We start from the raw sequence: 12,159 nt of genomic DNA on the forward strand, positions 1-12,159 counted from the left end.
TGAGGGTTCTGCTAGCTTGGCAGTTTCCAGCCAAGCTGTACGGACAGCAGGCGCATGGCGATCGTGACAAGCGCCCCGGTCAGCAGCGCCGCCTCCTGGTCGGCGCGTAGCCAAGTCAGGCCGACATAGACCCAGCAGCCCACAAACGAGCAGGTGGCGTAGGGCGAGCGGTCGCGCAGGATCATCGGCACTTCATTGCAGAGCACGTCGCGGACCACGCCGCCGAACACTGCCGAGATGATGCCCATCATCACCGCCACGGTCGGCGTCATCTGCGCCACCAGCGCCAGCGAGGTGCCCGTGACGGAGAACAGCCCCAGGCCGATGGCATCGGCGACCAGCATCGCCCGGTTCGAGGCCACCGTGCTCACCACGCGAAATACGATCGCCGCGCCGATCGACATCGCGAAGATCAGTAGCACGTAGTACTCGTGCTCGACCCAGTAGAACGGGCGCCGGTCCAGCAGGACGTCGCGCACGGTGCCGCCGCCGAACGCGGTGGCGAACGCGACGATGAACGTGCCGACGGCATCGAGCCGCTGCTTGCGCGCATCCACCACGCCCGAAATCGCAAACGCGAGCACGCCGACCACCTCCATCGCATGGAGGATCAGCGGCAGCCGCCCCATCAACAGATCGAACGGCAGGTGCATCGACATCAGGCGCGGGGCTGACGCAGCAAGACCATTAGGGCGCCGGCCCCGCCCAGCGACTCGCGGGCCTGGACGAAGGCGATGACTTCCTCCTTCTGCACCAGCCAGCTGCGCACCTTGCCCTTGAGGACGGGCAGCTTGTCCGGCGAGCCGATGCCCTTGCCGTGGATCACGCGCACGCAACGCACGCCGTTGCGCACCGAGCGGCGCAGGAATTCGGCCAGTGCCTCGCGCGCCTCGTCGCTGCGCAGGCCGTGCAGGTCCACTTTGTCTTGCGGTACCCACTCGCCACGGCGGAGCTTGCGGACCACGTCGATGCCGATACCGGGGCGCCGGAACGACATGGTTTCGTCGATATCGAGCAGATTCTCGACATCGAATTCGTCGGACAACGAGGCTTCCAGCACGGCTTTGTCGTTAAGCTGGGTCTGGATGGCGACGGGCGGGGGACGCTTGGGCGGATGCGCCACGTGGTTACGGTCACGCAGGGCGCTGACCTGGCCGACATTGCTGCGGAAGACGTTGGCTTCCTCGTCGGCGCGGCGGGCGGCGGCTTCGGCGGCCACGCGCTCGGCCTCGCGGCGTTCGGCGTCAGCCTTGAGATTGTCACGCACCGCGGCCAGATCGTGCAGGCCGAAGCGCTTGGAAGGGGATTTTGCGCCGTGCGACATGGAAAGATTCTCCGGGGGCTCGGCGTCGATTATAAGGGGATTGCGAGGGGGAGCGGCCTCCGCGCCGTCCATGGCGGAGGGGGTGGAGGCCGTGGCGCTTACTGCAGTGCCTCTACGAAGCGCTGGGCGTCCAGCGCGGCCATGCAGCCCGTGCCGGCGCTGGTGATGGCCTGGCGGTAGATGTGGTCCTGCACGTCGCCGGCGGCGAACACGCCCGGGATGTTGGTGGCCGTGGCATCGCCGGACAGGCCGCTCTTGGTCACGATGTAGCCGTTCTTCATGTCCAGCTGGCCCACGAAGAGGTCGGTGTTCGGCTTGTGGCCAATCGCCACGAACACGCCGGCCAGCTTCAGGTCCTCGGTCTTGGCGGTGTCCTTGGTGCTGCGGATGCGCAGGCCGGTCACGCCCGACTCATCGCCCAGCACTTCATCGAGCGTATGGTCGTAGCGCAGTTCCACGCGGCCTTCCTTGACGCGCTGGAGCAGGCGGTCCACCAGGATCGGTTCGGCCTTGAACTTGTCGCGGCGGTGGATCAGGGTGACCTTGCTGGCGATATGCGACAGGTACAGCGCCTCTTCCACGGCCGTGTTGCCGCCGCCGACCACGGCGACTTCCTGGTTCTTATAGAAGAAACCGTCGCAGGTGGCGCAGGCGGACACGCCGCGGCCCATGAACGACTCTTCCGACGGCAGGCCCAGGTACTGCGCCGAGGCGCCCGTGGCGATGATCAGCGCGTCGCAGGTGTACTCGCCCGAGTCCCCGATCAGGCGGATCGGCTTCTCGGTCAGCTTGGCCGTGTGGATGTGATCGAAGATGATTTCGGTGTTGAAGCGCTCGGCATGGGCCAGGAAACGCTGCATCAGGTCCGGGCCCTGCACGCCATTGGCGTCGGCGGGCCAGTTTTCCACGTCGGTGGTGGTCATCAGCTGGCCGCCCTGGGCCAGGCCGGTAATCAGCACGGGCTGGAGGTTGGCGCGGGCGGCGTAGACGGCGGCGGTGTAGCCGGCCGGACCCGACCCGAGAATCAGCACTTTTGCGTGTTTTGCGGACATGTTGCGTTCCTGTGGCCGGCGTACGCGCGTGTTGCGTTCGCGCCGGTGTAACTCGAAACCGCCATTATAAGTGGGCTGGCGTTTGCCGACTGTTGCAAATTCCAATGGGGCCGATAGCGCGCGCAAGGTTAAAATGGCCGCCATCGTCCACCCCGAGCGATCTGAAGCGATCATCCGAACCCAAGGCATGGCCCGCGCTACCACCACTACCCGGACCGACCCGTCGGCACTCCCCTCGCGAATCGCCAAGCTGCTGGGCGAGGTGCGCTGGTTCCTGCTGCTGGCCGTTACGCTCGGCTTCGTGTGCGTGCTGGCCAGCTACAGCAAGGCGGACCCCGGCTGGTCTCACGCCAGCCAGGTGGCCGATATCCACAATCTGGGCGGCCGCGTGGGCGCCTGGGTGGCGGACGTGCTGTTCTTCATCTTCGGCTTCTCCGCCTACTGGTGGAGCGTGCTGCTGATGCGCCGCTGCTGGCGCGGCTGGCGCACCCTGACCGCCGAACTCCCCGAGCGCGTGCCGGATCCGCAGCACAGCGTGGCGATCAGCTGGATCGGCTTTGGCCTGACGCTGGTATCGAGCATGGGCCTCGAGGCCATCCGCATGTACCCGCTGCGCGCCGCGCTGCCGCGCGCCCCGGGTGGCGTGCTGGGCGACCTGCTCGGCGGCTGGCTGCAACTGGCGCTGGGCTTTTCCGGCGCCACGCTGCTGTTGCTGCTGATGTTCGCCATCGGGCTGTCGCTGTTCTTCCATTTCTCCTGGCTCTCCGTGGCCGAACACGTCGGCGGCTTCGTCGAAACGCTGTTCCTCGGCTTCAAGGCCCGCCGCGAGAAGAAGCAGGACCGCATCATCGGTGCCGCGGCCAAGGTGGAACGGACCGAGACCGTGGAAGTGCAGCGCGTGCGCCAGGAGGAAGCCACCCCGGTGCAGATCGTGCGCCCGCAGGCCGTGCCCAAGCACGAACGGGTGGAGCGCGAGAAGCAGCAGCCGCTGTTCGCCGATATCCAGGACTCCGACCTGCCGCCGCTGTCGCTGCTCGACGCCGTGCCGGCCCATCAGGAGACGGTGAGCGCCGAAACGCTCGAATTCACGTCGCGGCTGATCGAGAAGAAGCTCAAGGACTTCGGCGTCGAAGTCAAGGTCGTGGCCGCCTACCCGGGGCCGGTCATCACCCGCTATGAGATCGAGCCGGCTACCGGCGTCAAGGGCAGTCAGATCGTCAATCTGGCGCGCGACCTGGCGCGTTCGCTGTCGCTGGTGTCGATCCGCGTGGTGGAAACCATCCCGGGCAAGAACTACATGGGGCTGGAGCTGCCGAACCCCAAGCGCCAGACCGTTCGCCTGACTGAAATTCTCGGTTCCCACGTCTACAACGAAAGCGCGTCCAGCCTGACCATGGCGCTGGGCAAGGACATCGCCGGCAAGCCGATGGTGGCCGACCTCGCCAAGATGCCGCACTGCATGGTGGCCGGCACGACTGGCTCGGGCAAGTCGGTGGGCATCAACGCGATGATCCTGTCGCTGCTCTACAAGGCCAAGCCCGAGGCCGTGCGCCTGATCCTGATCGACCCGAAGATGCTGGAAATGAGCGTCTACGAGGGCATTCCGCACCTGCTCTGCCCGGTGGTCACGGACATGCGCCAGGCCGGCAACGCGCTGAACTGGGCCGTGGGCGAGATGGAGCGGCGCTACAAGCTCATGAGCAAGCTGGGCGTGCGCAACCTGGCCGGCTACAACAAGAAGATCGATGAGGCGGCGGCGCGCGAGGAAAAGGTGCCGAATCCGTTCAGCCTGACGCCGGACGCCCCCGAGCCGCTCGAGAAGCTGCCGACCATCGTCATCGTCATCGACGAACTGGCCGACCTGATGATGGTGGTGGGCAAGAAGGTCGAGGAACTGATCGCCCGTATCGCCCAGAAGGCCCGCGCGGCCGGCCTGCATTTGGTGCTGGCCACCCAGCGGCCGTCCGTGGATGTGATTACCGGCCTGATCAAGGCCAATGTGCCGACGCGGATCGCGTTCCAGGTCAGCAGCAAGATCGACTCGCGCACCATCCTCGACCAGCAGGGCGCCGAGGCGCTGCTGGGCATGGGCGACATGCTCTACCTCGCGCCGGGCACCGGGTTTCCGGTGCGCGTGCACGGCGCCTTCGTCTCCGATGAGGAAGTGCACCGCGTGGTGGAGCAGCTCAAGGCGTCCGGCGAGGCCAACTATATCGAGGGCATTCTCGAAGGCGGGCTGGTCGATGGCGACGGCGCGGGCGACAGCCTGGGCGGCGGCGCTGGCATTGGCGGCGGGGGCGGCGAGGCCGATCCGCTGTACGATCAGGCCGTCGAGGTGGTGGTCAAGAATCGCCGGGCGTCGATCTCGCTGGTGCAGCGCCACTTGCGCATCGGCTACAACCGCGCCGCGCGGCTGCTCGAGGATATGGAGAAGGCCGGACTGGTCTCGGCCATGTCGGGCAACGGCAACCGCGACATCCTGGTGCCGGCCGGCGCCGGGGCCGGTGCGCGCGACGACGACTGAACGCGTCCGGGGCGGCAAAGGGCGGCGAGGGGTGGCCGGCGTCAAATGTGACGCGTAACATACCGTTACCCCGGTCACAGGAATCCGGCGCCCCGCGCCCGGCTCTAACCGGGCATCCACTACTCAGGAAAGGCTGACTCCATGCGACATCGCATTCTTGCGTCCACCTGCGCCGCGCTTGTGCTGCTGACGGCTGCCGCATCGGCCGCCCAGGCCGCCGCGACAGACCAGCTGCAGAGTTTTGTGACCAGCGTGAAGACCGCGCGTGGCGAATTCACCCAGAAACAGCTCAAGGGGCAGGGCGGCGAAGGCAAGGCCGGCGGCACGTCCAGCGGCACCTTCGCGTTCTCGCGCCCCGGCAAGTTCACGTGGCGCTACACCAAGCCCTACGAGCAACTGCTCCAGGCCGATGGCCAGACGCTGTTCATCTACGATAAAGACCTGAACCAGGTGACCGAGCGCAAGCTGGACAACGCGCTGGGCTCGAGCCCGGCCGCCATCCTGTTCGGGAGCAACGACCTGAGCAAGAATTTCGATGTGAAGAACGGCGCCACGCGCGACGGCGTGGAATGGCTGGAGCTGACGCCAAAGTCGAAAGACACCCAGTTCGAGAAGATCCAGATCGGCTTCAAGGCCGGCAACCTGGAGGCGATGGAGTTGCGCGATGCCTTCGGCAATACCACGCTGCTGACCTTCTCGGCGATGCAGAAGAATCCGTCGCTGCCGGCGGACACGTTCCGCTTCACGGTGCCGAAGGGCGCCGACGTGATGAAGCAATGAGGCCCACCATGCCCGCCGATTTTTCGCCGTCGTTCTCGCTGTCCATCGTGACCCCCCGCCTGCTGGCCGGGGCCGCCGTCCTGCTGCTGGCCGCCTGCGCCCAGGCGCCGGCCAATCGGTTCGACGTGGATGCCTTCCTGCGTGCATCGGATACGGCCATGCCCGAAGTGCTCGGCAATCCGGACTTCCTCAAGGCCACGCGCGTGCCGCACTCGCAGTGCGCCACGCTGCTCCAATCGGCGCACAGCGGGGTGCTGGAAGACCTGCCGGCCAGCAATGCGGCGCGTGGGCCGGCATGGCTGCTCCATCCGGCCGATGCGCCGGACAAGGTATGGCTGGTGGTGGGAGTGGCCGGTGGCGAGCGGACCTGCCATGGCCCGCTGCCTGCGGATGCCATGAAGACGCTGGCCGACCGGGCCAAGGGCTGAGGGCTGACGCCCGCGGCGCTACGCCTGCGCCTCGCGCGCGTAGCGCTGGCGCGGCACCGGCAGCTTCTGCAGTTTCTCGCGCCGGATCCTGATCGCTTCCTCGTCGCCGCGCTTGATCGCGGCGCGCAACTTCAACACGGCTTTCCGATATTGCTTCTTCTTGCGGATGCGGGTCGTGATGGCCATGGCAGTGGCTTCCTCCTGGCGAGCCGGCCGTCGGGCCGGCGGGGTTGGAAAAGCTGGGCAAGCCTGGGTAGACCTAGGTAAGCGTCAAGGCGAGCCCCATGGTATCAGAGGAGGAAGCGGCGGTTGTCGTTGGGCGGATACTGGCTTTCCACCTTCTTGAACCGCAGCTTGGTGCTGCTGTTGAGCTTGCGCCCTGCCATCTTGCGCTGCAACTGCCGGTGCACGGCGCGGATATGGCCGACCGAGCCCTGGGCATAGGGCTGGCCATCGGTGGCGCCGGGCAGGCCGCCGCCGGCAGCAAGTGCTGCATTGTGCGCTTCCGCCGATTTCTTGATCAGCACGTCCAGCGCCTGGCGCGCGCGCACGGCCGCGTGCAGCGGACCATCGGCCGGATTGGCCTTGGCCCGCACCGCGTCCTGCGGCAGCCGCACGTTGCCGGCCACGCGGCGCAGCGCCGCGCGCAGTTCGGCGCCATCGAACTGGCCTTCCTGGACGATCCACACCGCGTCATGGCGCAGCCAGCCTTCCACATCGGCCAGCCGGCGCAGCAGCGCGGGCATCAGCATCCGACCGCCGAAGCGGCGCGAGCGCCGGATCGCGGACAGTCCGATGCGGCGTACCTGCGGGTTCTCATGGTCGACCAGATCCTCGATCAGGCGGTCGGCCTCCTCCTGCGATCCGATCATTTCGGAAAACTGCCCTGCCAACGAGATTTCTTCCACGCCGCTGAGCTTGTTCTTGCTCGCGAGGCGGGACATCTTGAACAACAGCATGCGGTAACGCAGCATAGGGATCCTCGAACTTGTAACCGATGAATCTGCCACGCCCGGTCGGGTGATACGCGGGCCATTGGATGTTATCGGCAAGGTTGAAGGGATTCTTTAGGCCATCGGGCGATGGTCTACACTGTCACGTTCCGCGCCGCGGCCAGGCCGCGCGCGCCCAGATCCAAGAGGTAGAACCATCGTGGCGGATTCGCTGTTTTCCGACCCCCCTGAACGTTCCCGGCAGCCGCTGGCGGAACGCCTGCGCCCGCGCACCATCGACGAAGTCATCGGCCAGCAGCATCTGCTGGGGGCTGGCAAGCCGCTGCGCGTGGCGTTCGCGTCCGGCGAGCCGCATTCGATGATTCTGTGGGGTCCGCCCGGCGTGGGCAAGACCACGCTGGCGCGGCTGATGGCCAGCGCGTTCGATGCCGAGTTCATCGCGCTGTCGGCCGTGCTGTCGGGCGTCAAGGACATCCGCGAGGCGGTGGAGCGCGCCGAGCAGTACCGCGCCCACGGCCGCCGCACGCTGGTGTTTGTCGACGAAGTGCACCGCTTCAACAAGAGCCAGCAGGATGCCTTTCTGCCGCACGTGGAAAGCGGCCTGTTCACGTTCATCGGCGCCACCACGGAAAACCCATCGTTCGAGGTCAACGGCGCGCTGCTGTCCCGGGCGGCCGTCTACGTGCTCAAGAGTCTGGACGACGCCGAACTGAAGCAGCTCGTGCTGCGCGCCAGCGAGGAACTGGGCGGGCTGACCTGGGAGGACGAGGCGCTCCAGCTGATCGTCGGCTCGGCCGACGGCGACGGGCGCAAGCTGCTGAACAATATCGAGATCGTCGCGCGCGCGGCCCGCAACGCGGGGCAGGACCGCATCGACACGCCGCTGCTGGGCAGCGCGCTGGCCGAGAACCTGCGCCGCTTCGACAAGGGCGGTGATGCGTTCTACGACCAGATCAGCGCGCTCCACAAGTCCGTGCGCGGGTCCGATCCGGACGGCACGCTGTACTGGTTCTGCCGCATGCTCGATGGCGGCGCCGATCCGCGCTACCTCGCGCGGCGCATCGTGCGGATGGCCTGGGAGGACATCGGGCTGGCCGATCCACGTGCTGCGCGCATCACATTAGATGCGGCTGAGACCTACGAGCGGCTCGGCTCGCCCGAGGGCGAACTGGCGCTGGCCCAGGCGCTGCTGTACCTCGCCGTCGCCCCGAAATCGAATGCCGGCTACAACGCCTACAACGCCGCGCGGGCCTTCGTGGCCAAGGACAAGTCGCGCCAGGTGCCGGTGCACCTGCGCAACGCGCCGACCAAGCTGATGAAGGAACTCGGTTACGGCCACGCCTACCGCTACGCGCACGACGAGCCCGAGGCCTACGCCGCCGGCGAGCACTACCTGCCCGACGACCTCCGCCGCCAGGACTGGTACCAGCCCACACCACGTGGCCTGGAAGGCAAGATCAGCGACAAACTGCGCCATCTGCGCGACCTCGACGCGGCCTGGCATCGCGAACATCGGCCGGACAAGGGCGGTGAGAAAGAGTGAGACGACTCTGAAAATGCCGAACAAGGCTGGAAAAGGGCGCTGACTCCGTCGCGGCAGGGGGTGCCGGTGCAGTAAAATGGCGCCCATCGCCGGCATGTCGCCGGCACTGCACATCCATCGCTCCCGCAACATGCTCGACATCCAGCTGCTCCGCAAAGACATCGACGCCGTGGCCCAACGGCTGGCCACGCGCGGTTTTCAACTCGACGTGGCGACGTTCCAGGCCCTCGAGGCCGAACGCAAGCAACTGCAAACGCAGACCGAAGACCTGCAGGCGCGCCGCAACAGCTTGTCGAAGCAGATCGGCATGCTCAAGGGCAAGGGCGAAGACGCCTCCGGCCCGATGGCCGAGGTCGCCGGCATTGGCGACACGCTGAAGGCGTCGGCCCAGCGCCTGGCCGAGATCCAGGAACAGATCCACGACGCGATCATGTCGGTCCCGAACCTGCCGGACGCGAGCGTGCCGGTGGGCAGCGACGAGACCGGCAATGTCGAGGTACGCCGCGTCGGCACGCCGCGCACGTTCGACTTCGAGGTCAAGGACCACGTGGACGTGGGCGCGAAGCTCGGCCTCGACTTCGAGACCGCCACGCGCGTGACCGGCTCGCGCTTCTCCTTCCTGCGTGGCGGCCTGGCGCGCATGCACCGCGCGCTGGTGCAGCTGATGGTGGACACCCACACGCTCGAGCACGGCTACACCGAGATGTACGTGCCGTACATCGTCAATGCCGCGTCGATGCGTGGCACGGGCCAACTGCCCAAGTTCGAGGACGACCTGTTCAAGGTGCCGCGCAAGGTCGGCGGCGAGGATGGCCAGGACACCATCGAGAACTTCTACCTGATCCCGACCGCCGAAGTGCCGCTGACCAATATGGTCCGCGACGCCATCGTGGCCGGCGACAAGCTGCCGCTGCGCTACGTCGCCCACACGCCGTGCTTCCGCTCGGAAGCAGGCTCGTACGGCAAGGACACGCGCGGCATGATCCGCCAGCATCAGTTCGACAAGGTGGAGATGGTGCAGGTGGTGCCGCCCGAGCAGTCGATGGACGCGCTCGAGCAGATGACCGGCCATGCCGAGGCCATCCTCAAGAAGCTGGAACTGCCGTTCCGCACCGTGGTGCTCTGCACGGGCGACATGGGCTTCGGCAGCACCAAGACCTATGACATCGAGGTGTGGATTCCGGCGCAGAACACCTACCGCGAGATCAGCTCGTGCTCGAGCATGGGCGACTTCCAGGCGCGCCGCATGCAGGCCCGCTTCCGCGCGGGGCAGGGCAAGCCGGAACTCGTGCACACGCTGAACGGCTCGGGCCTGGCCGTGGGCCGCACGCTGGTGGCGATTCTCGAGAACTACCAGAATGCCGATGGTTCGCTGACCGTGCCGAAGGCGCTGCAGCCGTATATGGGCGGCATCACAACGCTGCAACCGGAGGCGTAAAAATTATTGCGCAAGCCGCTTGCAAAGGCGGGCGCAACATCGCTATAATCTTGGTTTCGCCGCAAGGTCGACCAAGTTACCGGAGAGGTGGCAGAGTGGTCGAATGTACCTGACTCGAAATCAGGCGTACCGGCGACGGTACCGTGGGTTCGAATCCCACCCTCTCCGCCAAATAAGAAGCTGCCCGGTTCGCTGGGTAAGCAACAAATAGCAGTAACACTCAGACCGACGCACTGTGCAAGCAGGCGTCGGTTTTGTTTTTCTACACGTCCCCTCCCGCGTTCCCTCTACACATCCCAATACGGCGGACTGCCGATCGCTTCGCGCAGGTGCTCCACCAGCGCACGCAGCTTGGCGGACGCGCGTCGGCCTCCCGCGTGGGCGACGTAGATCGATTCGGCTGCCGTCTGCACGCCGATGTCCACGCTCCGCAACGCGCCCGATTTCAATGCAGCGCCGGCCAGGAAGGTCGGCAATAGCGCGATGCCGAGGCCGGCCAGCGCCGCGTCCAGCATCATGTCGCCGTTGTTGACCCGCAGGCGGGCGCGGGCGCGTAGCGAAGTCATTTCGCCGTCCTGCAGGAACGACCAGTCCGCGATGCCCCGATTCGTATAGAAGATGCCGTGATGGCGCTGCAATGCCTCGGGCGAGTCTGGCGCGCCGCATTGGTCGAGGTAGGCCGGCGATGCCACGAGCAGCCGGCGGCTCGGCGCCAGGGGCCACGCCACCAGCCGCGAATCGCCGACGGCGCCGTGGCGGATCACCGCGTCGTAGCCTTCCGATGACGCATCCACGCGACGGTCGTCCAGATCTAGTGAGAGATCGATGTCGGGATGCCGGGCCAGGAAGGGGTAGAGCGCCGGCCCCAGGTGCAGGCGTCCGAACGTGACTGGCGCGGCGATCCGCAGCGGGCCGGACAGCGTGCCGCGCCGCTCGGTCATCTCCGCTGCGGCGTCCTCCACTTCCCGCAGGATCCGGGTGGCGCGTTCCAGGAACGCGGCGCCGTCTTCGGTCAGGCTCACCCGCCGCGTGGTGCGGTGAAGCAGGCGCGCGCCCAGCACCTGCTCCATCTCCGCCAGCCGCTCGCTGACTACCGATTTCGACAGGTGCAGCCGGCGCGCCGCCTCTGTGATCGACCCAGACTCGGCCACCGCCACGAAACTCGCCACCCCTTCCAGTTTGAACATTGTTCGGTTTTTCCGAAAAGCAGAATCGTGATTAGCAATATACCGCTATCTAATCCCAGCGCCCATACTGGGTTCAGACGCGGCGCACCTGGGTGTGGCGAACCGAAATCGATAGATCAAATCAACGAATCAACTCAACGGAAACCGGAGCACATCATGGAACGACTGAACGGCAAGGTGGCGATCATCACGGGTGCAAGCAGCGGCATTGGCCTGGCCACGGCGGAGTTGTTTGCGAAGGAGGGCGCGAAGCTCGTGGTTGGCGCGCGGCGGCAGGCGGAACTGGACGCCCTCGTGGCCCGCATCCGCGCCGCCGGTGGCGAGGCGGTTGCACTGGCGGGCGACGTCCGGGACGAAAACTATGCCCGCGCCCTGGTGGATCTGGCGGTCGAGCAGTACGGCAAGTTGGACATCGCCTTCAACAACGCGGGCACGTTGGGCGAAGGCGGCCCGAGCACCGGGGTGTCGGAAGCCGGCTGGAACGACACGCTGGCGATCAACCTCACCGGCGCGTTCCTCGGCGCCAAGCACCAGATCGCGCAGATGGCGAAGCAGGGCGGGGGATCGGTGATCTTCACGTCGACGTTCGTCGGCTACTCGTTCGCGTTCCCGGGCGTGGCCGCCTATGCCGCGAGCAAGGCCGGCCTGATCGGCCTGACGCAGGCGCTGGCGTCCGAGTACGGGCCGCAAGGCGTGCGGGTCAACGCCATCCTGCCGGGCGCGGTGGACACCGAAATGTATCGTGACATGAACAATACGACCGAATCGCAGGCGTTCATCACCGGACTCCACGCTCTCAAGCGCGTGGCCAAGCCGGAAGAACTGGCGCGGTCGGTGCTGTACCTGGCGTCTGACGACGCGGCGTTCGTGACCGGCACGGCGTCCCTGGTGGACGGCGGCGCCTCCATCACGCGCACGTAACTCAGACCT

12 protein-coding genes and 1 tRNA gene are annotated in these 12,159 nt (G+C 66.6%); 7 read left to right on the plus strand and 6 right to left on the minus strand.

All coding sequences use genetic code 11. The features are described 5' to 3' along the window. Positions 1-11: 11 nt before the first annotated feature. From BM115_RS20470 to trxB, 3 genes are all read right to left on the minus strand, one after another. Positions 12-653, minus strand: coding sequence for a trimeric intracellular cation channel family protein (locus BM115_RS20470; RefSeq protein WP_177219978.1), 642 nt, complete (start codon positions 651-653; stop codon positions 12-14). 5 nt (positions 654-658) lie between these two features. Further along, entirely contained in the window at positions 659-1,324 is a 666-nt protein-coding gene (locus BM115_RS20475; protein ID WP_092298331.1) for a Smr/MutS family protein, read from the minus strand. Between the two features lie 98 nt (positions 1,325-1,422). Next, positions 1,423-2,376: a thioredoxin-disulfide reductase gene (gene trxB, locus BM115_RS20480; RefSeq protein WP_092298334.1), complete on the minus strand. Its 954-nt coding sequence runs from the start codon at positions 2,374-2,376 to the stop codon at positions 1,423-1,425. A 187-nt stretch (positions 2,377-2,563) separates the two neighbouring features. On the opposite strand from trxB, the gene BM115_RS20485 reads away from it, so the two are divergent. The 3 genes from BM115_RS20485 to BM115_RS20495 all read left to right on the plus strand — a co-directional run bounded on the left by BM115_RS20485 (position 2,564) and on the right by BM115_RS20495 (position 6,108). Continuing rightward, positions 2,564-4,900 (plus strand): DNA translocase FtsK, encoded by a 2,337-nt coding sequence (locus BM115_RS20485; RefSeq protein ID WP_092298468.1) that lies wholly within the window; start codon positions 2,564-2,566, stop codon positions 4,898-4,900. A 141-nt stretch (positions 4,901-5,041) separates the two neighbouring features. Next, on the plus strand, positions 5,042-5,680 hold the full coding sequence (gene lolA / locus BM115_RS20490; RefSeq protein ID WP_092298337.1) for an outer membrane lipoprotein chaperone LolA: 639 nt from the start codon (positions 5,042-5,044) through the stop codon (positions 5,678-5,680). Between the two features lie 8 nt (positions 5,681-5,688). Then, the gene (locus tag BM115_RS20495; protein ID WP_255370925.1) at positions 5,689-6,108 is read left to right on the plus strand and encodes a hypothetical protein; all 420 of its coding nucleotides are present in this window, start codon (positions 5,689-5,691) and stop codon (positions 6,106-6,108) included. Positions 6,109-6,126: 18 nt separating this feature from the next. On the opposite strand, the gene BM115_RS27355 is transcribed toward BM115_RS20495, so the two are convergent. Both BM115_RS27355 and BM115_RS20500 read right to left on the minus strand, forming a co-directional pair. Next, on the minus strand, positions 6,127-6,294 hold the full coding sequence (locus tag BM115_RS27355; protein ID WP_176860900.1) for a hypothetical protein: 168 nt from the start codon (positions 6,292-6,294) through the stop codon (positions 6,127-6,129). Between the two features lie 104 nt (positions 6,295-6,398). Further along, the gene (locus BM115_RS20500; protein WP_092298340.1) at positions 6,399-7,082 is read right to left on the minus strand and encodes a hypothetical protein; all 684 of its coding nucleotides are present in this window, start codon (positions 7,080-7,082) and stop codon (positions 6,399-6,401) included. Positions 7,083-7,260: 178 nt separating this feature from the next. Between BM115_RS20500 and BM115_RS20505 the strand changes: the two genes are divergently transcribed. The 3 genes from BM115_RS20505 (at position 7,261) to BM115_RS20515 (ending at position 10,213) form a co-directional block, all read left to right on the plus strand. After that, positions 7,261-8,604, plus strand: coding sequence for a replication-associated recombination protein A (locus BM115_RS20505; protein WP_092298343.1), 1,344 nt, complete (start codon positions 7,261-7,263; stop codon positions 8,602-8,604). A 130-nt stretch (positions 8,605-8,734) separates the two neighbouring features. Beyond that, a complete protein-coding gene (gene serS / locus BM115_RS20510; protein ID WP_092298474.1) occupies positions 8,735-10,042 on the plus strand; it encodes a serine--tRNA ligase in 1,308 nt (435 codons plus the stop codon). Between the two features lie 81 nt (positions 10,043-10,123). Further along, a tRNA-Ser gene (locus BM115_RS20515) sits at positions 10,124-10,213 on the plus strand. A gap of 116 nt (positions 10,214-10,329) precedes the next feature. Here the strand turns inward: BM115_RS20515 and BM115_RS20520 are convergent. After that, positions 10,330-11,229 (minus strand): LysR family transcriptional regulator, encoded by a 900-nt coding sequence (locus tag BM115_RS20520; RefSeq protein WP_092298347.1) that lies wholly within the window; start codon positions 11,227-11,229, stop codon positions 10,330-10,332. A gap of 156 nt (positions 11,230-11,385) precedes the next feature. Here BM115_RS20520 and BM115_RS20525 point away from each other — a divergent pair, with 156 nt between their 5' ends. After that, a complete protein-coding gene (locus BM115_RS20525) occupies positions 11,386-12,150 on the plus strand; it encodes an SDR family oxidoreductase (protein ID WP_092298350.1) in 765 nt (254 codons plus the stop codon). Positions 12,151-12,159 lie beyond the last annotated feature (9 nt).

Origin of the sequence: Cupriavidus sp. OV096, from assembly GCF_900115455.1 — a bacterium.
Lineage (GTDB): Bacteria > Pseudomonadota > Gammaproteobacteria > Burkholderiales > Burkholderiaceae > Cupriavidus.